The sequence below is a fragment of the Ruegeria sp. BH8 genome (genome assembly GCF_056538065.1).
The window spans coordinates 1-20,693 of sequence record NZ_JBQFSP010000010.1; the positions used below are offsets into that span (position 1 = coordinate 1).

Consider the following 20,693-nt stretch of genomic DNA (forward strand, 5'->3'; position numbering starts at 1 on the left):
CACTGGATATTCCAAGCTTCGCGCCGATCTCCTGGATCGGCTTCTTATTCGCTTCACGCGCAATTTCGATGTCGGATTTATAGCTCATTGGCCGGGGTCCTTGATTGAATACCGTGCAAAACCGACGTCTAACGTCGGCGCTACGCATTCCATACCCTTGTGTACAATCTGATTAGCCATGGATTCCGACATTCTGGCGTCGCGAAGCGTCGTCAGGTCACTTCATCGGGAACTAATCGGAAACCTGCATATTTTCAGGGCTCCAGGCAGGCTGGTCCGGAACAAAGAGCTTGAGGTGATCGCCCAGTTGAATGCGCCCGGGACGTTCGACCCAGCCCGTGACACCCCGGCGTCCGACGGCAGCAGGTTTAAACCCTGCACCATACCCCTGATGATCCGCTTCGATTTCGCGACCGGGCAATACGCAAGGTGCGTTTTCCATATCCACAGTGATCGTCAGCCCGTTGACCGCCTGAAGACGCGAGGACGGCGGAATGTGCGAGAAATCCGGAATACCTTTCAGCACTATGGATGCGCCCAGATAAGACGGGTCAAGCTGGTCCAGCCCCATGTTCTGCGCGATCTGCTGCAACTCTTCCAAGGACAGCACCGACAGTTGACGAACATTGCGGATTTCAGTGCCCTTGGGATAGAGGTTCGAGACCCGAACACAGGACGCACGGTTCAGACCTTCGTGCCGCTCGCCTTTCACGCCCTCAAACCCAAGATCCAGCAACTCAACGGGCTTGGCACGAAGCGATCCGCCGGCAGGAACAAGGCCCAGCCAAAGAACTTCGGCTGCAAATTCGGTTTCCCGCAAAAACGGCATACGCGCTTCCCTTCCCATTGGTGTCTGCCAGCGCATAATGCTCAGTAACGCTCTGATGGAAAGAGAAAAACCCGGGTCAGAGCCCGGGTTCTTGCTGGTTATGCTGTCGGTTCAGGTTCCATCCCACCCTCAGGTGGTGATTTCTTTGCCTTGGTCTTGGGGATGGCTGTCACGCTGGGCGCACTGCCCTCGTCCGACTTGTCGTTCCGGTCATCGCTATCGCCGGGCGACTCCCCGTTCATGACGCGTTTGATTTCGTCACCGGTCAGCGTTTCGTATTCCAGCAAACCTTGGGCCAGACGTTCCCATTCCTCGTTCTGATCGGTCAGAATCTTGTGCGCCTGTTCATAGCCTTGCTGGATCAGACGCTTTACCTCTTCTTCAATCAGTTCCTTGGTATGAGCCGATACCGAGAACCCGGCAGTATTGCCCTGATATCCCTCATGCGCCTCGGCATAGTCGATATTGCCGACCTTATCCGACATACCCCAGCGCATCACCATGGCGCGTGCCAGTTGGCTGGCCTGCATGATGTCCCCGGCAGGACCGTTCGACACGTGATCTTCGCCATACTTGATGACTTCGGCAGCTTTACCTGCCATGGTCATCGCCAGCTTTTGTTCGCACTCATCCCGGTGATAGTTCAGGCGATCCATTTCCGGCAGCGAAACCACCATACCCAGCGCACCCCCGCGCGGTATGATGGTCGCCTTGTAGACCGGATCGCACATGGGCAGAGACAGACCAACAACAGCATGACCCGCTTCGTGATAGGCAGTTTTTTCCTTCTGATCCTGCGTCAGCACCATCGAGCGGCGCTCGGCCCCCATCATCACCTTGTCCTTGGCGTTTTCAAAATCTTCCATGGTGACAAAGCGACGACCCACGCGTGCGGCCATCAACGCAGCCTCGTTCACGAGGTTGGCCAGATCCGCACCCGAGAAGCCGGGCGTACCGCGCGCGATGATGCGCAGATCGACATCGGGGCCCAGCGGCGTCTTGCGTGCGTGAACGCCCAGAATTTTCTCGCGGCCCTTGATGTCCGGGTTGCCGACTGTGACCTGACGGTCGAACCGGCCCGGTCGCAGCAGCGCAGGGTCCAGAACATCCTTGCGGTTTGTCGCCGCCAGAATGATTACACCTTCGTTGGCCTCAAACCCGTCCATTTCGACCAGCAACTGGTTGAGCGTTTGTTCCCGCTCGTCGTTGCCGCCACCATACCCGGCGCCGCGATGACGACCCACAGCGTCAATTTCATCGATAAACACGATACAGGGCGCGTTCTTTTTCGCCTGCTCGAACATGTCACGCACGCGGGACGCACCCACACCAACGAACATTTCGACAAAATCCGAACCCGAGATGGTGAAGAACGGCACACCCGCCTCACCCGCAATGGCACGGGCCAGAAGCGTCTTACCGGTACCCGGAGGGCCAACCAGCAGCGCGCCCTTGGGGATCTTGCCACCAAGGCGGCTGAACTTCTGCGGGTTTCGCAGGAACTCGACAATCTCTTCCAGCTCTTCCTTGGCCTCGTCGATACCGGCAACATCGTCAAAGGTCACGCGGCCATGCTTTTCGGTCAGCATCTTGGCCTTGGACTTGCCAAAGCCCATCGCGCCACCTTTGCCGCCGCCTTGCATCCGATTCATGAAATAGACCCAGACACCGATCAGCAGCAGGAAAGGCAGCAGCGTGATCAGGAACGACTGAAAGCCTGATTGCTGTTGTTTTACGGCCTGAACGGGGATGTTTTCTTCGATCAGAAGCTTGGTCACTTCGGCGTCGCCGGGTTTGATCGTGACATAGCTGGCACCGCTTTGCAGGGTATAGCGAATCTGTTCACCATCCAGGGTCACGTTCTTGACTTCACCGCTTTGGACGGCACCGACAAAGTCGGAATAGGTTTTCTCGTTGCTCTGAAGCGTTCCGCCCGGTCCACTGAACAGATTGAACAGTGCAAGGATGAGCAGGAACAAAACGACCCAAAACGCGATATTGCGAGCGTTGCCCAAGGAAATTCTCCTAAAAGTTCCGGCAGGTGAGACGCTGCCAAGTTACCTCTTAAAATAGAGAGGATTGTCGTATGTTCAATGCGATAAAAAAGATGCGTGGAACTCGGGCCAATCTGACGCAAGCCTGGCATGCCAGCCATTCGCGAGACCCGCAAGCGGGGCGGCCAGCACCCTGTCCGCAATCCAAACCGCAGGCGTCGCCGTCAACGCTATCCTGGGACGCCCGGTTGCACGCCACTCGGGCACCTGTTGCAACCCCTCACCGCCCAAAGCGCGGATTTCTGCGCCCATTATTGCCGGTCCGCTGAGCCGCCATTTGCCATCCCACACAGCACTGGGCGCCGCGATCTGAGATTTCACGGCATTAAATTCCCTGCAAATCCAAACACTCCCGCCTTGTGGAACAATCAGACAACCGCCCACTGACCCCGATTGCCCATTCGCAACTGCATCCATTGCCTGATCCACGGCCGCCTGACGCGGGGGATAACCCGACCCGGCAATCCACGAGAGGATTCCCAGCAGCACACGACGCCGAATCTCAAGGGGCAACGCGGCAAATCCGGCCCGATTCACCCTCACGTCACTTTGATCCACCTGCGCCACGGACCCTGCGGATTCTTGCGTACAGAGGCCAAGTGCCGTGTTTGCCTGCGCCAGATTATCCGCCACGCGGGACAATGAAAGCGCATCAATTCCCAAAGGTTCCAGCCCACCCAAAGCTTCGCGCGCCTTGATCCGATCGAAACGGGCATCCTGATTCGAAGGATCGTCCACCCATGCTACGCCAGCCTCAGTCAGATAGGAGCGCAGCTGTTCACGGGTGATCCCCAGCATCGGACGCAGCAACGTCAGACCCCGCCGTTTCCGAATAGCCGACATGCCGGACAGGCCCGTGACCCCGGATGATCGGCCCAACCGCATCAGCAGTGTTTCCGCCTGATCATCTGCGGTGTGGCCCAGCGCAATGGAGTCGATTCCGCGGCCCTTCGCCCATTCGGATAACAAATCATATCGCGCCTGACGTGCCCGGTCCTGCAAGTTGCCGGTACCGTCCCATCCCGGCCAACGCAGCGTATCATGAGACATCCCCAACGCAGCCGCCTGCCGAAATACCGTTTCGGCCTCGCACGCGGATTCGGGTCGCAAACCGTGGTCGACCGTGGCAACGAAAAGAGTGATGGCCTCATCTTGCGCCACCTGATGCAAAAGATGCATCAAGGCGACGGAATCCCCGCCTCCCGAAACGGCAATCCCCAACTTGCGCGGAAGTGTTTCCGGTAGCTGGGCGCGCAGGTCTGCAAGTAGTTTGCCGGAGTGATGGTTCAAGTACATCCCAACGCGGTCATCTCCTGCGTGGCGCTCGAAAACTCTGGCGCAGAAGGAAAGCGTACTCCGACCTCATTAAGCGTGATGCAGGCCTGATCGGTCTGTCCCAAACGGCCAAGCGCCGCGCCCAGTTCGTACAGCGCCTCGGGTGCAAACGCGCCCTCGGAATCACCCGTGAAGCTGGCCAGAAATGCCCGGGCCGCTTCGCGTGTGTCGCCAATCCCTTCTAGGGCATGACCGCGTTTCAGGTTGGCTTCGGGCGCCAGCGGACTGCCGGGATAGCTTGTTTCAAACTGCGCAAACAACGTGGCAGCAGTCTGGAAATCGCCATCGGCCAACGCTTGCGAGGCAGCATCAAAATCAGCACGCTCACCTATGGCAAGTTCAACATTATCGGTCGCCGTTGGCGTTTCGATACTTGTTGGTCCGGTTATCACAGTGGCCGTGTCACCACCCAATGTCGAGGTCTCACCCAACGTCGACAAATCGCCGCCTTCCAGTTCAACCAGCCGGAACTCAAGGTCACCGATGCGGTTGGTGCCGTCGGTAACAATGTTCTGCACCCGCTGGTTCAATTGCTCGGTCTGGCGGGTCAGGCGCTGCAATTCGGCCTCGATGGCATCCACCCGTTCAAGGACCGAACTGCCGGACAGGTTAGGTGCGGGTGAACCCGTAGTGGAAAATTCGCGTTTCAAACGCTGAATTTCCACATGTAGCACCGTCAGTTCCTGACGGATGTCCGCAAGGGTCTGTTGATCCTGTGCCTGTGCTACACCAGCCGTCGCCACAACCGCCGCCAAAACCCATCCTGCAATGCGCATCATCTTACCCCAGAGTTGACCCGGTCAGAACCGTTACCGCACGGCGGTTCTTGGAATAACATTCCTCGGTGCTGCAAATCTCGATCGGGCGTTCCTTGCCATAGCTCACGGTGTTCAGGCGGCTGCCCGCAACACCGCGCGAAATCAGGTACTCACGCGCAGCGTTCGCCCGGCGTGCGCCCAGCGCAAGGTTGTATTCCCGCGTGCCCTGCTCATCCGCGTGGCCTTCGATCGTTGCGACAAAATCCGGATTGGCCAGCAGCCAGTCCGCCTGCCCTTGCAGCACTGTTTGCGCCTCGGGCGAAAGGGTTGACTGGTCAACGGCAAACAGGACACGGTCCCCGACTGTTTGCTGGAAATACGCGGGCGAGCGCGGATCACTCGGTGATCCGGGGACAATGGATCCAATGCCTCCGCTACCACCACCGCCACCCAAGGCTGAGGGGTCATTGTTTGTGCAGGCGGCGATCACACTCAGCGCGCCCAGCGCCAGAACTTTGCTCAATACGTTCATTTCAGGTGCCTCGTGTTATGTTTATTGCCGCCTGTCTACCACAGGGACGATTTGTTGTGAACTTTGCTGCGATCAATTCTGCAATGGGCCCCAGGACGGATCGCTGCCGCCGTCCGGTGTACGTACCGGGCGCAGGTTCCTGCCCGAGATATCCACCGAGTAAAGCGATGCCCTACCACTGGCCCCCTGCGTTTCGCGGGTGAACATGATGACCCGGCCATTGGGCGACCAGGTGGGGCCTTCATCCAGGAAAGAGGCTGTCAGCAAACGTTCTTCTGACCCGTCGATGCGCATCACGCCGATATGGAACCGGCCCTGGTTCTGCTTGGTAAAGGCGATCAGGTCGCCGCGCGGTGACCAGACCGGGGTACCATAGCGGCCTGCGCCAAAGCTGATCCGCGTGACCTCGCCCCCGTTTGCTGCCATCACGTACAATTGCGGCGTGCCGGAGCGGTCGCTTTCAAAGACGATCCGGCTGCCGTCGGGTGAATAGCTGGGGGCAGTTTCAATTGCGGGCGTGTTGGTCAGGCGCGTGCTTTGACCCGAAACGATATCCATCTTCCACAGATCGGTATTGCCGCCCTGAATCAGCGAATAGACAATCGACCGGCCATCCGGCGAGAACCGAGGCGAAAAGCTCATCGTCCCGTCCTGCGTCTTCAGTTCCCGCGGTTTGGGGCGCCCGACTTCAGTCACGTAAATGCGCGGGCTGCCGCTTTCATAACTGGTATAAAGCAGCCGGTCACCGGTGGGTGAGAACCGGGGCGCCAGAACGATTGCGGCGCTGTCGGTCATGTACTGCACATTCGCGCCATCGTAATCCATGATCGCCAAACGCTTCAGGCGCTGGTCCTTCGGCCCGCTTTCCGAAACAAAGGCAACGCGGCTGTCAAAATAACCGCCTTCACCTGTGATCCGGCTATAGACCTGATCGGCCACCTTGTGCGCCATGCGCCGCCACCCGTCTGTGGTACCTGCCAGTTGAAGGCCATTGCCCAGTTCCTGGCCCGAAAACACATCCCACACCCGGAACCGGACCGTCAGTTTCTGACCTGACACATTGACAGCGCCCGTGACCAGCGCGTCAGCGTTGATCGCCTTCCAATCCGCAAACTGAACCGGAGCTTCGAAGCTGCTGACCCGGCTGATGAACGCATCCGAGGAGATTTCGCGGAACAACCCGGTCCCGGTCAGGTCAGCCGCCACCACGCGCGATATATCCTGCGCGAACTGAGCTGCGGCCGGGCCGTCCGGCACAAAATTCGGAACGGCAAAGGGCAAGGGTTCGATAATCCCCTCATCCAGTTCCAGGCGCAAAGGCCCGTTCTGTGCATAAACCGGCGCAGACATCAGTGTCAGGCCGACAAAGAGGCTGGTCAGAAGCTTCATCATTTGATCCGCATCCTCTCGGGGTTAAATGTAATCTCAACATCCTGCCAATGTTCGTATTTGTCAGCAGGCAAATCATATCCTTTGGCCCCGCAGCGCAAAATAGCACGTCGCGCAGCCTCGTAGGCCTGTTTAACGGCTCCCGCCGAGCCACCAGAGCTGTCCAGCATCCGAACACTGCCACCGACGACCGTACCATCACGGTTCAGTGAAAACGCGACAACAACCACAGTGTTCAGCGCATCCGTGGACAAGGAACCCACATTCCAACATCCAGAGACAGCCAGTCGCATCGCGTCTTTCTCTCCGCTGGTCAGCGGTGGGCCAGAAGGTTCGGACCCGCTGCCCAAGGCTTCGGCCAGGGCGTCGTTGATTGCCGTTTCATCGGTTTGTTTCTCAGGTTCCGGGGTCGCCTCAGGCGTTTTGGCCACAGCGGGTTCCGGCGGCGGGCTTGGCCGGTTTGGGCGCACGCGCGGTCGCGGAGATGTCAGGGGCGACTGGTCCTTGGTTTCCTCGGCTTCGGTCACAATCTCCGGGGCTGCCTCTTGCGGCGCGGTCTGATCCTGCTGTTCCTGTTGAACCTCTGCGCCTTCATCCAGGGATACCGGAGGCGTTTCAAAATCATCAGGCTTTGCCTCGGGCGGTGGCGGAGCTATTGCCTCAGGCGCGACGCGGTCTGATGGGCGCGGCTGTGCCTCCGGACCGGGCGGCGCAGGCTGTGCAACAGGCTCGATCTGAGGTTCCGTCAGAACCGGAGGCTCGTCAGGAACCTCGGGTTCTGGCGGCGCTTCCACGATGATGGGCTCTGGCTCTGGTTCCGGTTCAGCCGGTGCAACAGGTTCAGGGCGGGGCTGTTCGTCACTCTCGGGTTCCGGCGGCTTGGTCACAGCCTCCGGCTCGGGCGGCTGCTGCAACGCGGTCGGCACTTCGGGGAGTTCCGGCGCATCCCGCTGGGCCGTCATGGCCGCGAATTGTTCAGCCGTGATCACAGAGACATCCTGCACAGCCATCGGCAACGGTTCGGACCGGAAGGTGCCGCCGAATATCGCCCATCCGATCAGGCTGACATGCGCAATCGCTGAAATCTTGGTGCCGGTATCCACCGTGCGACCTCACTCTCCACCTTCATCCAGCGTCGGCCCGCCGGTATCGGTCACAAGGCCAACGTTGGAAAACCCGCCCGCGTTCAGCGCACCCATGACCTGCATCACCTGTGCGTAAGGGATTGCGCCATCGGCCCGCAGGAAAACCCGGTCACTGCTCCGCTCTGCCGCAATGGCACGCAGCTTGCCAATCAATTCTTCGCGCAACACGTCGGTGGTCTGGATCTGCACGCGTCCGTCAGCGGTCAGGGTCACGGTCAAAGGCTCTTCATTGTCGCCGGGCAGCGCACTGGCTGCGGTCTTGGGCAGATCGACCGGAACACCAACCGTCAGCAATGGCGCGGCCACCATGAAGATGATCAGCAACACCAGCATGACATCCACGAAAGGTGTCACATTGATCTCGGCCATCGGCTGCGCGCGACCGCGACGCCGACCACGCCTGCGCCCATTGCCGTTCGAAGATTGCTGGATCGCAGCGCCCATCGTCAGCTGTCCAACTGGCGCGACAGAATGGTTGCGAATTCATCCGCAAAGGCTTCATAGCCGCCAACGATCCGGTCACTATCGGCGCTGAGTTTGTTATAGAAAATCACCGCCGGGATCGCCGCCAAAAGGCCCAACCCTGTCGCCATCAACGCCTCGGCAATACCGGGGGCCACAACGGCAAGGTTGGTGTTTTGCTGTTCGGCAATCTCGATGAATGCATTCATGATGCCCCAAACGGTGCCAAACAGCCCGATAAACGGAGCCGTGGAGCCGACAGTTGCCAGAATGGGAAGACCTTTTTGCAGGGTTTCCGCCTCTTTCGCGATGGCGACATCCATCGACCGGTCGATCCGCGCGGTTGCCCCGGCAATCAGCCCGCCATCATTGCGATGTGACCTGCGCCACTCGATCATGCCTGACGCAAAGATCTTTTCCGAGCTGCCATCCGGCTGCGTTCCGATCTGCTCGAACAACTCATCCAACGGGTTGCCCGACCAGAAGCTTTCATCAAAAACCTGCGCCTCGCGTCGGGCCGCGCGATAGTTGATCAGCTTCTGAATGATGATCCCCCAGGACCAGATGGATGCGCCGGTAAGTACCAGCATCACCAGTTTGACGATAAAGGTCGCGCGGGCAAACAGCCCCCACATGGAGAAGTCGATCTCCTGCGCCAGCGCCAGCGTTTCAGCTTCCATGAACCTGCTCTTTGTTTTGCCTGATGGCCGTTCGTTTGGCCTTATTTTGCCAAACGCTATCTCAGTTGGTCATGAAAAGCCAACAGAACCACCCATGGTCCGCAAATTGTTACATCAATGCGCGAATCTCTGCCGGCAATCGGATCGGTTTGCCCGCTTTATTGATGCAAACGGCCGTGACAGATGCACGAAATATTTCGGTCTCACCGCGGCGAACAAGCTGCGCCATAGTCAGACGCACGCCCGAGATTTCGGTGACCTCGGTTTCGACGATCAATTCATCATCAAACCTTGCAGGCCCCAGATACTCGGCCTCGACCCGCCGCACGACCCAAACAATGCCCTCCTCCCGCATGGCGTTTTGGTCATTGCCCAGATTACGCACCCAGTCCGAGCGCGCGCGCTCGATATAGCGCAGGTAGTTCGCGTGATAGACAACCCCACCCATGTCGGTGTCTTCATAATACACGCGGATGGGGTAGGTGTGTTTCATTGCAACGCCTCCAGTCGGGCAAACAGCCTTAACGCATGCGAGGCATCCTGTGCCGCCCGTGGCAAAACCGGATCATAGGCCGCCCGGATCAAGGACGCGATGTCGGGACGCAGGATCGTGGCCTCACCTGCGATTGCCAGTGGAGATTGATTGCGAAATGCAGTGTCCGACCAGAGCAAGATGGTCTGCACGACCTGATTGAGCGCAAGGGTTTCCGCCGGAACCTTGCACAATTCCTTGTCCATGCGCAGAAACACAAACGCCGCACGGATCGCGCCATCTTCTTCGAATCGGAAAACGCGGTACTGGTTTGCATCTGCCGCGACCAGACGCGCGACCAAAGGTTCCAGATCCGGGATCAATCGATCAAGGTCCGGTACCTCCAGCAGTTCCTGCCAGTCCCGGAAAAAGAAAACCATGCAGTTCGCGCCAAGCTCAGGGTCCGTCTCGGCCATTTGGTGACCAGCCAGCGCGACAACCGCCTCAAAAGCCCCCTTTACGGTGGCCAGCGTCTCGTCTTCGACGCCGAAAACGATCGGAACAATTGGCCGCCCCCAACGCGCAAACAGAAACTCGCCGCTTTCGCGTGTGAACAGCGCTTCAATTTCTTCCGGTGTCACCGCCAGCCCTTCATCTTTTCAAAAATACTCTCGCCGAAAGGCTTAAAATCTAAGCGCGCTGGCTTCAACCGAACAGATCGCTTTGCCGCTTGGGCGCGGCCATCCCAAGATGCGTCCACGCCTTCTGCGCCAACATCCGCCCACGCGGAGTACGTTGGATCAGCCCCTGTTGCAGCAAATAGGGCTCAATCACTTCCTCAAGCGAGTCGCGGCTTTCGGACAGCGCGGCAGACAGGGTTTCAATCCCCACCGGGCCACCTGCATAGTTTTCGGCAATCAGCTTCAGATAACGCCGGTCCGCACCATCAAGGCCCAAATTATCGACGCCCAGACGGGTCAAGGCACCATCGGCCAGGTCCCGTGTGATCCGCCCGTCCCCTTCGACAATGGCGAAATCCACAACGCGTCTCAGCAATCGCCCGGCGATACGCGGCGTTCCGCGCGACCGGCGTGCGATTTCGCGCGCACCATCGTTATCCGCGGGCGCGCCCAGTTTCCGCGCGTTCCGGGTGACGATTTCGTGCAATTCATCGACCGTGTAGAACTGAAGCCGGGTCGGGATACCAAACCGGTCACGCAAGGGCGTTGTCAGCAGACCCATCCGCGTGGTGGCCCCCACCAGCGTGAATGGCTGCAATTCGATCCGAACGGTGCGCGCAGCAGGACCTTCACCTATAACAAGATCCAGCTCGAAATCTTCCATCGCCGGGTACAGCACTTCTTCCACCGCCGGGTTGAGCCTGTGAATCTCGTCGATGAACAACACGTCCCGCGATTCAAGATTGGTCAGGATCGCCGCCAGATCCCCCGCCTTGGCCAGAACCGGGCCCGAGGTCATGCGAAAGTTCACCCCCAACTCACGCGCCATGATCTGCGCGAGGGTCGTCTTACCCAACCCCGGAGGTCCGTGAAACAAGGTGTGGTCCATCGCCTCGCCGCGTTGCCGGGCAGACTGGATAAAGATGCGCAAGTTAGCGCGCGCCTCAGCCTGACCAATGAATTCATCCAGCCCCTGAGGACGCAAAGCGCGGTCATTGTCTTCCGGCAGGGGTTCCGGGCGCAGGGTGGGATCAGCTTCAACCATTCACTTACCCTTTCGGAGCCAACAGCCTGAGGGCCGCGCGGATCAGATCAGCCTCGTCCGCATCCGGCTGACTGGCAGCCGCTTCAGCCACGGCACCTGCCGCCTCGGACGGCCCATATCCAAGGTTGGCCAACGCCGACAACGCCCCGGCAGACGCGGCCGCTGCACCCGATGGCGGTTTCGAAACACGTCTCGGCGCGGGCGTAGTGTCATTCGGTTCAACAACCTCGAGTTCCGGCCCGTCCATCGCCTGAGCAATCGTGCCGCCCATGGCCATCACGCCAGGTGCCTTATCCTTGAGGTCCAACACGATCCGCTGGGCGGTTTTTGGCCCGACGCCCTTGGCCGCCTTGACCGCGCCCCAGTCCCCGAGGGCAATTGCGCGGCTGACACCGTCGGGCCCCAGTGCACTCAGGATCGCCAGCGACACCTTCGCGCCGACCCCCTGGACCGAGCACAGCAGGCGATGCCACTCTTTCTCGACAAGCGACAGAAACCCGTAAAGCTGCATAAGGTCTTCGCGGACGACCATGTCAGTGTAGATCGAGACCGCCTCACCCGCCCCCGGCAATGCCGCCAAGGTCCGGTCGGAACAATAGACAAGATAGCCGACGCCCCGAACATCGATCAGCACATGATCCACCGCGCGGTAATCCAGCCGCCCTGTCAGTTTGCCGATCATGCCCGCACCTCTTTCACACGCGCCTGTTGCGTTTTCCCGTAATAGGCATGGCAGATCGCAATCGCCAGTGCATCCGCCGCGTCGGCCCCTTTCGGCAAACAGCCCGGCAATTGCAGTTTGACCATATGCAAAACCTGCTCTTTCTCGGCATGACCCACACCCACCACGGTCTTTTTCACCCGGTTGGGGGCATATTCCCCCACCGGCAGACCGGCCTGTGCCAGCGTCAGCAACGCCACACCACGTGCCTGCCCCAATTTGAGGGTTCCGGCCCCATCCTTGTTCACGAATGTCTGTTCGATAGCAGCCTGATCGGGTCTGTGATCCGCAATCACTTCGACAATCTGATTGTGCAGCGACAGCAGCCGCTCGCCCAGATCGTCCCCATCCGATTTGCACAACCCGTTGGCCACATGGCTCAGGCGGCTGCCATTTGATTCGATGACGCCCCATCCCAGGGTTCTAAGCCCCGGATCGATGCCCAGAATTCGCATATTTTGCCTCGGCCTGCTCGGGTTGTGTGATCTTTTTTCAACGCCTAGCACGAAGCGTGAACATTTTCCAAGCGAATTGACCCCAGGGCTGAAAACGACACGCGTGTCTCAGGCGCGACTTCGGGCGCGTTTTGCGACCCCGTGAAGTCTGAATTCGACACTTTCCCAAAGGCTTTTTCACCAATTGTTAAAGGGGATTACAGCTTCGTGAAGCCTTGCGGAAAACGCATAGGACACATGCAAAAACTGAACTTGTGCGAACGAAATGACAGCACTAGATGCCCCGCAGATCGCAGAAATGCAATGTGAACACTAACCAGAAGGAAACAGGATATGGCTGCACTGGACACAACCCGCGTCGCTACCACTGGCTCGTTCGGCCTTGTTGGCCGTATCGGCGCATTTTTCGTATCGGCCGTTAACGCCGCAGTTGAATGGAATGACGCCCGCGTAACCCGCAACGCGCTGACCGGTCTGACAGACCGCGAACTGGACGATATCGGCCTGTGCCGTGGTGACATCGACTCCATCGCCGAAGGTCGCCGCTAAGAACCGGCCACTATACTTATTTGCCCCTTCCTCCTCCCTTGAGGGGCACACAAAAACACCGCGCACCATAAGGGTACGCGGTGTTTTTTAATCCGAGGGAGCGGATTAGTAGAAAACTTTGTTCAGCTGAGCGGCGAGGGCTTGCGACACAGGGTCGATTTGCATCACCCAGGCACCGGCTTTTTCGACTGGCGTACCTTCGTTCAGGCTGTCGATCCGATATTGATAGCCGGTCGGGCCAAGGTGGGACAAAAGAAATGCTTTGAAGGCGAAGAAACCCACAAGCGTAAGCAGCAGCACCTTTGCTGGCACCGCCGAGCTCACCCGCTGCGGCCTCATCACCACCAGGCCATCCTTGCGCATCGTCGCGCGATAGCCACGGCTCATCTTTTGGTGTTTCTTGTTCAGGCGACTTACGCGCTGATTGAACTCCAGTTGTTTACCCGTCATGGCAGCCTCCAAAAACCGCCCCCCTCGACTTCATTCAGAAAACGGTAAAAAGAGATTGCGACAAAAACGTGGCAAAAACCTATAAAACTCCTGCAAATGGCCTAATTCACGCCCTGTTTGGTTAAAATTAGGGTCGTCCACTCACCAATCTCGGCCCTACAGGTCTGATTGAACCCGTTTTGTGAATAAACGGAAACCACGTCATCGGCCTGTTCGTTGAGGATTCCCGACAGGATCGCGTGCCCACCTGGGCGGAGATTCGCTGCCATTTCGGGTGATAAAGCTACCAAAGGCCCTTTGAGGATATTGGCAAAAATCAGATCGTAGGGTGCGTGCGCCTTGAGGTCGGGATGATCGAAACCTGCGGCTTCAACACACTGAACCGCGCCGGACATACCGTTTGCCTTCAGGTTGGCTTCGGCCACTTCAACGGCCACCTCGTCGATATCGCTGGCAATGAAATCGCCATCCCATACCCGGGCTGCCGCCATGGCCAGAACGGCCGTGCCGCAACCGATATCCGCTACTTTTGAGGCACTGAACCCTTCATCCAACAACCGGTCCAGAGCTTTCAAACATCCCAGCGTGGTACCGTGATGTCCGGTACCAAAGGCCATTGCCGCCTCGATCAGCAGTGGAATGCGACCGTCGGGCAGCTTGTCGGCATCGTGGCTGCCATAGACAAAAAAGCGGCCCGCCTCAACCGGGGCAAGCTCTCGCCGAACATGGGCCACCCAATCCGTTTCAGGCACTTCCGACACAACAAAAGGTTTGGCTTCAAAAGCAACTGCCAGAACGGCCAATGCGGTCTCGTCAGGGGCTTCGGTAAAGTACCCGCCCACTTCCCACAGGCCCGAACCGTCTTCGACCTCGAACACACCGACGCCGGTTGGTTCGGGCTCCAGACGCTCCATCGCTTCGCCCAGACCTTCGGCGGCTTTCTTACCTGTCAGCGTGGTCAGCGCAGTGAATGTGGGCATCCGGAACTCCTGTGTCAGTTGGCACTGCGCGTAGGACGGTGCGCAGCCAACGTCAAGCTTTGCGGCCTATTCCGCCGGGGCTGGCGCGTATTTGCTCAGGACGGTCTCATTGCCCGGTTCCGGGTGGCGCGGAACCAGCAGGGACAACAGCAGAGAAACGACCGCCATCGCCGCCGCAAGGCCAAACACGGCACCTGGCGACACGACCCAGAGCAAACCCAGCAACGCGGGCAAGAAAACCGCGGCGATATGGTTGATCGTGAACGCTACTGCGGCAGTTGGCGCAATATCCGCCGGATCGGCGATTTTCTGAAAATAGGTTTTCAGTGCAAGCGCCAGCGCGAACAGCACATGGTCGATGACATAGAGTGTCGCCGCCAACAGCACGCCCCAGCCAAACCAGTAGATGCCACCATAGGCTGCGAACACGATTGCCAGACCGGTATATTCAAAGATCAACGTGCGCCGTTCGCCAAACCTGGCCACTGCTTTACCCAGCAACGGAGCAACCATCATGTTGATCATCAGGTTGATCAGATACAGGCTGGTCAGCTCATGCACTTCAAAGCCGAACTTCTCGACCATCATGAACCCGGCAAACACGACAAAGATCTGTCGCCGCGCACCCGCCATGAATTGCAGAGCGTAATACAGCCAGTATCGACGGCGCAGGATCAGTTTCTTGGTTTGCGGCGTGGGGGCATCGAATTGTGGGAAGGCGAACAGGCAAAACAGGGCCAGCAAAGCTGTTGCACCGCCAGCAGCCATGAAGACAAAGTTGTAGGACAGATCGAACCGCTCCCAGGTCAGAACGATCAGCCCGTACACCACCATCGTTGCTGCCGAGCCCATAGCGACCAGCCACCCCAATACCTGCGGTGCGCGATCCTTGGGAAGCCATTGCAGCTGAAGCGACTGGTTCACAGTCTCATAGTAGTGAAACCCGATTGAACTGAACAAGGTCACGAACAACAATCCGCCAAGGCTTGGGAACCAGGCCGTCAAAGCCGTTGCGACCCCAAGCATCATCAGCGAGATCATGGCCAGCACCTGCTCGCGAATGAAAATGATGACGGCAATCACGCCGACCGCCAGAAAGCCCGGAATCTCGCGCACCGTGTGTAGCAGGCCGATATCGGCCCCGTCGAAATTCGCTGCCTCAATGACGAAGTTGTTCAACAGCGCGCTCCATGCATTAAACGCGATGGGCATGGTCAAGGCCATCACGAACAGAAGCGTGACAGGACGACGCCAGAACGGAAGGCTCTGCGCCTCGGCAAGGGGCATGGGTTTCAGCATGAGAATCCTCTACGCCCATTTCCCGACTTTGGCGAGGGGGAAGCGACCGGCGCACAATGGCCCTGCGTTAATGCAATAGTCAGTAAAAGCTTTGTGGATCGATATCGACGGTCAGGCGGATATCGCCTTTCAGGCGCAGCGGGGCGATCCAACGAGCGATGGCGTCCTGGATTGGTGCGCCTTTAGGTGCCTTGACCAGCAGGCGGACACGGTGACGTCCGCGAATACGGGCAATCGGCGCTGGGGCGGGGCCAAACACCTGCGCGCCAATCTGGCGCAATGGGCTGTCGTTGCGCGCCATGGCGTTGCCAATGTCAAAGACCGGTCCGACCTCGGGGCCCGACAACACGATCCCCGCCATACGTCCATAAGGCGGCACACCGGCCGCTTGCCGACCGGCGGCCTCGGCCTTCCAAAAGCCCTCTTCGTCACCCGACAGAATCGCCCGGATCACCGGGTGTTCCGGCTGGAAAGTCTGTAACAGCGCCTGCCCCGGTTTTTCAGCCCGACCAGCACGCCCCGCAACCTGTCGCATCAGCTGAAATGTTCGTTCAGCGGCCCTCAGGTCTGCGCCATGCAGACTGAGATCCGCGTCGATCACCCCCACCAATGTCAGCTTGGGAAAGTTGTGCCCCTTGGCCACCAATTGCGTTCCGATGACGATATCTGCGTCCCCTGCCGCAATTTCTTCGATCTTGGCCTTCAGTGCCCGGGCTGAGCCGAACAGATCAGAACTCAGCATGGCAATCCTGGCCTCGGGGAAGGTTGCTTCGGCCTCTTCGGCCAAACGCTCAATGCCCGGCCCCACCGGGGCCAGCTTGCCCTCGACCCCGCAAAAAGGGCAGACCTCGGGCATCGGCTTGGTCTCACCGCATTGGTGGCACATCAGGCGCTTCAGGAACCTGTGTTCCACCATGCGCGCGTCGCAATGATCACAGGCGATCTGTTCCCCGCAGGCGCGGCACAGGGTTACCGGAGCATAGCCACGGCGGTTTATGAACAAAAGCGACTGCTCGCCTTTCTCGATCCGCTGCTGCACCGCCTGCCGCAAAGTCGGAGATATCCACGTTCCGGCCTGCATCTGTTCGGCCCGCATGTCGATGGGCTTCATCTCGGGCAACACCGCCGCGCCGAAACGCGAAGTCAGGTCGACCCGATCATATTTACCTGCCTCAGCATTCGCCCAGCTTTCCAGCGACGGGGTTGCACTGGCCAGAATCACCCGCGCACCGCAGATGGCAGACCGCAGGACCGCCATGTCGCGCGCGCTGTAATGCACCCCGTCTTCCTGTTTGTATGAGGTGTCGTGTTCCTCATCCACCACGACCAGCCCCAGATCGCGAAATGGCAGAAACAGGGCTGACCGCGCGCCAACAACCAGTTGAGCTTCCCCCTGCCCGACCATCCGCCAGACTCGCCTGCGTTCAGTCATGGTCGCGCCCGAATGCCACTCGGCAGGGCGCGCGCCAAACCGCGCCTCAACCCGTGTCAGGAATTCTGCGGTTAGCGCAATTTCCGGCAAAAGGACAAGTGCCTGCCGCCCCATGCGCAGCGCTTCGGCCACGGCCTCCAGATAGACTTCGGTCTTGCCGGAACCCGTCACGCCTTTCAGCAGCGTTGTGCCGTAATTCCCCGTCCGTTGCCCGGCCCGAAGCTGCGCAACCGCACTTGCCTGATCTTCGGTCAGGTCCTTTCCCGGCAAATCGGGATCAAGATGCGGATACGGCAGGTCGCGCGGGCTGTCTTCTTCACGAACCGCGCCTTGCTTGACCAAGCCTTTGACAACGGACGAAGTTACTCCGGCCTGTTCCGCCAGTTCCTTTAACGTAAATGCCAGCCCGCCATAGTCGCGCAACACCTCAAGTACACGGGTTCTGGCGTCGGTCATCCGGTCTGGCAAGGTGGTTCCCAAACGATAGATCTTGCGCATGGACGGTGGGTCACCCAGCCCCGGCGCGCGGGTTGCCAGTCGCAGCATCGCGGGCATCGGCGTCAGGGTGTAGTCGGCAACCTTGCCGAGGAATGCCCGCATTTCCTCGCGCATGGGCGCAACTTCAAGCACACGGATCACCGACCGCGCCTTGTTCAGATCGAATCCACCCTGCCCCGGCCCCCAGACAACCCCCAACACCTTGCGCGGACCAAGTGGCACCTCGACAAACGCACCCAGAAAGCATCCTCCTTCCGGCGCTTTGTAATCCAACGTCCGGTCCAGCGGTTGCGTTGTCAGCACCGCAATCAGCTCTCCCTCGTCGAAAAATCCGTTAGCGCTCACAGCATATCCTTTGCAGGGGGTTCCAGCATGGCTCTCTTTGAGGTAAAGCCATCCGCGACCAAGGCCAACCCATCAAAGGACTGCCCTCATGAAATTCTTCGTAGACACTGCCGAGATCGACGCCATTGCTGAACTGAACGATCTGGGCATGGTGGACGGCGTGACCACCAACCCCTCGCTGATCCTGAAATCGGGCCGCGACATTCTGGAAGTGACAAAGGAGATCTGCGATCTGGTCGACGGTCCCGTTTCCGCCGAAGTTGTCGCCACCGAAGCTGACGACATGATCGCCGAAGGCCGCAAGCTGGCCAAGATTGCCCCGAATATCGCCGTGAAGGTTCCGTTGACATGGGCCGGTCTGAAAACCTGCAAGACGCTCAGCGACGAAGGGCAGATGGTCAACGTCACCCTGTGCTTTTCGACCAATCAGGCGATTCTGGCTGCAAAAGCAGGTGCGACCTTCATTTCGCCCTTCATCGGCCGTCTGGACGATATCAACCTGGATGGCATGGATCTGATCGCCGACATCCGTCAGGTCTATGACAATTACGGATTCGAAACCGAAATTCTGGCTGCTTCGATCCGCACCGTGAACCACGTCACCGAAAGTGCCCGCATTGGTGCGGACGTCATCACCGCGCCGCCAGCCGTAATCAAGAAACTGGCCGATCACCCGCTGACCGACAAAGGTCTGGAAACCTTTCTGGCAGACTGGGCCAAAACCGGTCAGAAAATCCTCTGATCTGGTGTGCAACCGCGCGGCGCTATCAGGCGCCGCGCCCGGCCCAACGGCCCAAAGCCTGATCTGTGATCAGGCGTGGCAGGCGGGAGCCTATCCGCCACAGCATCCGGGGAAATCCACTCTTGCGTGCATTTTTCCCAAGGCAAATCCGGTTCGGCATGCTATAACCCGCCCAACAAAAAAAGACCGGACAGGACATGAGCAGCAATCCCAAACTCGAGGATAATCTCCGCGCGGCAATTCTGGCCGAGCCCGACGTCGTTCTGGACGACAAGGACCTGATGCAAGCCCTTGTGGCCGCGAACGAACGCGCCCGGGGTGATAATGTGATCGATCTGCGCGGCATTGCCATGCAGCGGCTCGAGGCGCGGCTGGACCGGTTGGAAGATACCCACCGCTCGGTCATCGCTGCGGCCTATGAAAACCTTGCAGGCACCAATCAGGTACACCGCGCGATTTTGCGCTTGCTGGAACCCGTCGAATTCGAGGATTTCCTGCGTGCCCTTGGCGCCGATGTCGCAAATATCCTGCGGGTTGACCATATCACGCTGGTTCTGGAAACCACCGTGGCTCAGAACGATCCTGCCATCGACAGGCTTGGAGGCGTTCTGACGATCGCAGAGCCCGGCTTCATCAACCAATACCTGACCAATGGTCGCGGCGGCCCTGTCCGCGACGTGACCTTGCGCGAAACTCATCAGCCGAACCGACGTGTTTTCGGCGCGCTGGCGGATCAGTTGCGCTCGGAAGCCTGCCTGAAGCTGGACCTCGGTCCGGGTCGCCTGCCGGGCATGATCGTCATGGGGGCCCGTGATCCGCGGCATTTCACACCGCAACTCGGCACCGATCTTCTCACCTTCTTTTCCGGCGTATTCGAACGCTCGATGCGCCACTGGCTGTCATGAACCTTATCTCACCTGCTTGCCGCGACGCGCTCCAGCACTGGCTGGACACTCTGGGCGCGCTGGCGGGGCGGTCCCAGAACACCCAGACCGCCTATCGCGGCGATGTCACCGAGTTTTTGTCTTTCATGACCCTTCATCAAGGGGAACGACAAGGGTTGAAGGCGCTGGAACGGATCACCGTCTCGGACATGCGCGCCTGGATGGCAGATCAGCGCAGCGGGGATATCGGCGCGCGATCCCTTGCGCGCAAACTGTCCGCCGTCAAAAGCTTCTATCGTTGGCTGGCCGAGCGAGAGGGATTTGAACCCACCGCCGTTCTGTCGACCCGCGCGCCCAAATTCACCAAGAAACTGCCCCGCCCTCTGGCCGAAGACGCCGCGCTCGCCATGATTGACACGGTCGAGCTGCAATCTGTGTCCGACTGGGTCGCGGCCCGTGATGTTGCGGTTGTCACGCTGCTCTATGGATGCGGCCTGCGGATATCCGAGGCCTTGTCCCTGACCGGTGCAGACGCGCCCCTGCCCGAGACATTGCGCATTGTCGGGAAGGGCGACAAGGAACGGATCGTTCCGGTTCTTCCAGCTGCCCGAGACGCGGTTGACCGGTATCTTCAGCTTTGCCCCCACCCGCAAGCGAAGAACGCCGCCCTGTTCCGGGGTGCCCGTGGCGGTCCGCTGAACCCGCGCGCGATTCAGGGCGTCATGACCAAGGCACGAATGCAACTGGGGCTGCCTTCAACTGCCACGCCTCATGCCATGCGACACAGCTTTGCCACCCATCTGCTGTCCGCCGGAGGAGATCTGCGGGCCATTCAGGAACTGTTGGGGCACGCCTCATTGTCAACCACACAGACCTATACCGCCGTGGATACCGCACGGCTGATGGAGGTCTACAACCGTGCGCATCCAAAGGCGTGACCGACACATCGAACAGGAA

General features: G+C 59.3%; 22 protein-coding genes. 4 read left to right on the forward strand and 18 right to left on the reverse strand.

What is annotated here, in order from left to right:
* Positions 1–232: 232 nt before the first annotated feature.
* The 14 genes from ACR0AD_RS15345 to ruvC all read right to left on the reverse strand — a co-directional run bounded on the left by ACR0AD_RS15345 (position 233) and on the right by ruvC (position 12,557).
* Complete coding sequence (locus ACR0AD_RS15345; protein ID WP_480484072.1) at positions 233–829, reverse strand: MOSC domain-containing protein; 597 nt, start codon at positions 827–829, stop codon at positions 233–235.
* Positions 830–927: 98 nt separating this feature from the next.
* The gene (gene ftsH, locus ACR0AD_RS15350) at positions 928–2,844 is read right to left on the reverse strand and encodes an ATP-dependent zinc metalloprotease FtsH (RefSeq protein WP_267367030.1); all 1,917 of its coding nucleotides are present in this window, start codon (positions 2,842–2,844) and stop codon (positions 928–930) included.
* Between the two features lie 75 nt (positions 2,845–2,919).
* Entirely contained in the window at positions 2,920–4,179 is a 1,260-nt protein-coding gene (gene tilS, locus ACR0AD_RS15355) for a tRNA lysidine(34) synthetase TilS (RefSeq protein WP_480488195.1), read from the reverse strand.
* Positions 4,170–4,994, reverse strand: a complete 825-nt coding sequence (ybgF, locus tag ACR0AD_RS15360) for a tol-pal system protein YbgF (RefSeq protein ID WP_480488343.1) — start codon at positions 4,992–4,994, stop codon at positions 4,170–4,172. Before ybgF ends, tilS begins: the two co-directional genes overlap by 10 nt.
* Positions 4,995–4,998: 4 nt before the next feature.
* Positions 4,999–5,508, reverse strand: a complete 510-nt coding sequence (gene pal, locus ACR0AD_RS15365; RefSeq protein ID WP_267364104.1) for a peptidoglycan-associated lipoprotein Pal — start codon at positions 5,506–5,508, stop codon at positions 4,999–5,001.
* Positions 5,509–5,580: 72 nt separating this feature from the next.
* Positions 5,581–6,900 (reverse strand): Tol-Pal system beta propeller repeat protein TolB, encoded by a 1,320-nt coding sequence (gene tolB / locus ACR0AD_RS15370; RefSeq protein ID WP_480488197.1) that lies wholly within the window; start codon positions 6,898–6,900, stop codon positions 5,581–5,583.
* The gene (locus ACR0AD_RS15375; protein ID WP_480488199.1) at positions 6,897–8,000 is read right to left on the reverse strand and encodes an energy transducer TonB; all 1,104 of its coding nucleotides are present in this window, start codon (positions 7,998–8,000) and stop codon (positions 6,897–6,899) included. Before ACR0AD_RS15375 ends, tolB begins: the two co-directional genes overlap by 4 nt.
* 9 nt (positions 8,001–8,009) lie before the next feature.
* Entirely contained in the window at positions 8,010–8,486 is a 477-nt protein-coding gene (gene tolR / locus ACR0AD_RS15380; RefSeq protein WP_480483970.1) for a protein TolR, read from the reverse strand.
* A 2-nt stretch (positions 8,487–8,488) separates the two neighbouring features.
* Positions 8,489–9,184 (reverse strand): protein TolQ, encoded by a 696-nt coding sequence (tolQ, locus tag ACR0AD_RS15385; protein WP_209505518.1) that lies wholly within the window; start codon positions 9,182–9,184, stop codon positions 8,489–8,491.
* Positions 9,185–9,293: 109 nt separating this feature from the next.
* Positions 9,294–9,677 carry a tol-pal system-associated acyl-CoA thioesterase gene (gene ybgC, locus ACR0AD_RS15390; RefSeq protein WP_480483971.1) on the reverse strand — a complete coding sequence of 128 codons (384 nt, stop codon included), beginning with the start codon at positions 9,675–9,677 and terminating at the stop codon, positions 9,294–9,296.
* Positions 9,674–10,297 carry a hypothetical protein gene (locus tag ACR0AD_RS15395; protein ID WP_480488200.1) on the reverse strand — a complete coding sequence of 208 codons (624 nt, stop codon included), beginning with the start codon at positions 10,295–10,297 and terminating at the stop codon, positions 9,674–9,676. The genes ybgC and ACR0AD_RS15395 overlap by 4 nt, the downstream gene beginning before the upstream one ends.
* A gap of 64 nt (positions 10,298–10,361) precedes the next feature.
* On the reverse strand, positions 10,362–11,381 hold the full coding sequence (gene ruvB / locus ACR0AD_RS15400) for a Holliday junction branch migration DNA helicase RuvB (RefSeq protein ID WP_209505511.1): 1,020 nt from the start codon (positions 11,379–11,381) through the stop codon (positions 10,362–10,364).
* 4 nt (positions 11,382–11,385) lie between these two features.
* Complete coding sequence (gene ruvA / locus ACR0AD_RS15405) at positions 11,386–12,063, reverse strand: Holliday junction branch migration protein RuvA (protein WP_480488202.1); 678 nt, start codon at positions 12,061–12,063, stop codon at positions 11,386–11,388.
* Positions 12,060–12,557: a crossover junction endodeoxyribonuclease RuvC gene (ruvC, locus tag ACR0AD_RS15410; protein WP_209598197.1), complete on the reverse strand. Its 498-nt coding sequence runs from the start codon at positions 12,555–12,557 to the stop codon at positions 12,060–12,062. Before ruvC ends, ruvA begins: the two co-directional genes overlap by 4 nt.
* Before the next feature lie 333 nt (positions 12,558–12,890).
* On the opposite strand from ruvC, the gene ACR0AD_RS15415 reads away from it, so the two are divergent.
* Positions 12,891–13,106 carry a DUF1127 domain-containing protein gene (locus tag ACR0AD_RS15415; RefSeq protein WP_267364114.1) on the forward strand — a complete coding sequence of 72 codons (216 nt, stop codon included), beginning with the start codon at positions 12,891–12,893 and terminating at the stop codon, positions 13,104–13,106.
* 105 nt (positions 13,107–13,211) lie between these two features.
* On the opposite strand, the gene ACR0AD_RS15420 is transcribed toward ACR0AD_RS15415, so the two are convergent.
* The 4 genes from ACR0AD_RS15420 to ACR0AD_RS15435 all read right to left on the reverse strand — a co-directional run bounded on the left by ACR0AD_RS15420 (position 13,212) and on the right by ACR0AD_RS15435 (position 18,110).
* Positions 13,212–13,568, reverse strand: a complete 357-nt coding sequence (locus tag ACR0AD_RS15420) for a hypothetical protein (protein WP_267364115.1) — start codon at positions 13,566–13,568, stop codon at positions 13,212–13,214.
* Between the two features lie 89 nt (positions 13,569–13,657).
* The gene (locus tag ACR0AD_RS15425) at positions 13,658–14,536 is read right to left on the reverse strand and encodes a 50S ribosomal protein L11 methyltransferase (RefSeq protein WP_480488204.1); all 879 of its coding nucleotides are present in this window, start codon (positions 14,534–14,536) and stop codon (positions 13,658–13,660) included.
* A 66-nt stretch (positions 14,537–14,602) separates the two neighbouring features.
* A complete protein-coding gene (locus tag ACR0AD_RS15430; protein WP_480488206.1) occupies positions 14,603–15,835 on the reverse strand; it encodes an MFS transporter in 1,233 nt (410 codons plus the stop codon).
* Positions 15,836–15,914: 79 nt separating this feature from the next.
* Positions 15,915–18,110 carry a primosomal protein N' gene (locus ACR0AD_RS15435; RefSeq protein WP_480488208.1) on the reverse strand — a complete coding sequence of 732 codons (2,196 nt, stop codon included), beginning with the start codon at positions 18,108–18,110 and terminating at the stop codon, positions 15,915–15,917.
* An 88-nt stretch (positions 18,111–18,198) separates the two neighbouring features.
* On the opposite strand from ACR0AD_RS15435, the gene fsa reads away from it, so the two are divergent.
* The 3 genes from fsa to ACR0AD_RS15450 all read left to right on the forward strand — a co-directional run bounded on the left by fsa (position 18,199) and on the right by ACR0AD_RS15450 (position 20,674).
* On the forward strand, positions 18,199–18,852 hold the full coding sequence (gene fsa, locus ACR0AD_RS15440) for a fructose-6-phosphate aldolase (RefSeq protein ID WP_209505487.1): 654 nt from the start codon (positions 18,199–18,201) through the stop codon (positions 18,850–18,852).
* Positions 18,853–19,049: 197 nt separating this feature from the next.
* Complete coding sequence (locus tag ACR0AD_RS15445; RefSeq protein ID WP_480483979.1) at positions 19,050–19,757, forward strand: DUF484 family protein; 708 nt, start codon at positions 19,050–19,052, stop codon at positions 19,755–19,757.
* Entirely contained in the window at positions 19,754–20,674 is a 921-nt protein-coding gene (locus ACR0AD_RS15450; RefSeq protein WP_480483980.1) for a tyrosine recombinase XerC, read from the forward strand. Before ACR0AD_RS15445 ends, ACR0AD_RS15450 begins: the two co-directional genes overlap by 4 nt.
* The last annotated feature ends 19 nt before the right edge of the window (positions 20,675–20,693 follow it).

What these genes read in the sequence shown, in the direction of transcription:
- pal (WP_267364104.1), bottom strand. Translation starts at nt 5,508, where the DNA reads ATGAACGTATTGAGCAAAGTTCTGGCGCTGGGCGCGCTGAGTGTGATC.
- ybgF (WP_480488343.1), bottom strand. Translation starts at nt 4,994, where the DNA reads ATGCGCATTGCAGGATGGGTTTTGGCGGCGGTTGTGGCGACGGCTGGT.
- ACR0AD_RS15430 (WP_480488206.1), bottom strand. Translation starts at nt 15,835, where the DNA reads ATGCTGAAACCCATGCCCCTTGCCGAGGCGCAGAGCCTTCCGTTCTGG.
- tolQ (WP_209505518.1), bottom strand. Translation starts at nt 9,184, where the DNA reads ATGGAAGCTGAAACGCTGGCGCTGGCGCAGGAGATCGACTTCTCCATG.
- ruvB (WP_209505511.1), bottom strand. Translation starts at nt 11,381, where the DNA reads ATGGTTGAAGCTGATCCCACCCTGCGCCCGGAACCCCTGCCGGAAGAC.
- ACR0AD_RS15345 (WP_480484072.1), bottom strand. Translation starts at nt 829, where the DNA reads ATGCCGTTTTTGCGGGAAACCGAATTTGCAGCCGAAGTTCTTTGGCTG.
- tolB (WP_480488197.1), bottom strand. Translation starts at nt 6,900, where the DNA reads ATGATGAAGCTTCTGACCAGCCTCTTTGTCGGCCTGACACTGATGTCT.
- ACR0AD_RS15415 (WP_267364114.1), top strand. Translation starts at nt 12,891, where the DNA reads ATGGCTGCACTGGACACAACCCGCGTCGCTACCACTGGCTCGTTCGGC.
- ACR0AD_RS15425 (WP_480488204.1), bottom strand. Translation starts at nt 14,536, where the DNA reads ATGCCCACATTCACTGCGCTGACCACGCTGACAGGTAAGAAAGCCGCC.
- tolR (WP_480483970.1), bottom strand. Translation starts at nt 8,486, where the DNA reads ATGGGCGCTGCGATCCAGCAATCTTCGAACGGCAATGGGCGCAGGCGT.
- ACR0AD_RS15445 (WP_480483979.1), top strand. Translation starts at nt 19,050, where the DNA reads ATGAGCAGCAATCCCAAACTCGAGGATAATCTCCGCGCGGCAATTCTG.
- fsa (WP_209505487.1), top strand. Translation starts at nt 18,199, where the DNA reads ATGAAATTCTTCGTAGACACTGCCGAGATCGACGCCATTGCTGAACTG.
- tilS (WP_480488195.1), bottom strand. Translation starts at nt 4,179, where the DNA reads ATGTACTTGAACCATCACTCCGGCAAACTACTTGCAGACCTGCGCGCC.
- ruvC (WP_209598197.1), bottom strand. Translation starts at nt 12,557, where the DNA reads ATGCGAATTCTGGGCATCGATCCGGGGCTTAGAACCCTGGGATGGGGC.
- ruvA (WP_480488202.1), bottom strand. Translation starts at nt 12,063, where the DNA reads ATGATCGGCAAACTGACAGGGCGGCTGGATTACCGCGCGGTGGATCAT.
- ACR0AD_RS15450 (WP_480483980.1), top strand. Translation starts at nt 19,754, where the DNA reads ATGAACCTTATCTCACCTGCTTGCCGCGACGCGCTCCAGCACTGGCTG.
- ybgC (WP_480483971.1), bottom strand. Translation starts at nt 9,677, where the DNA reads ATGAAACACACCTACCCCATCCGCGTGTATTATGAAGACACCGACATG.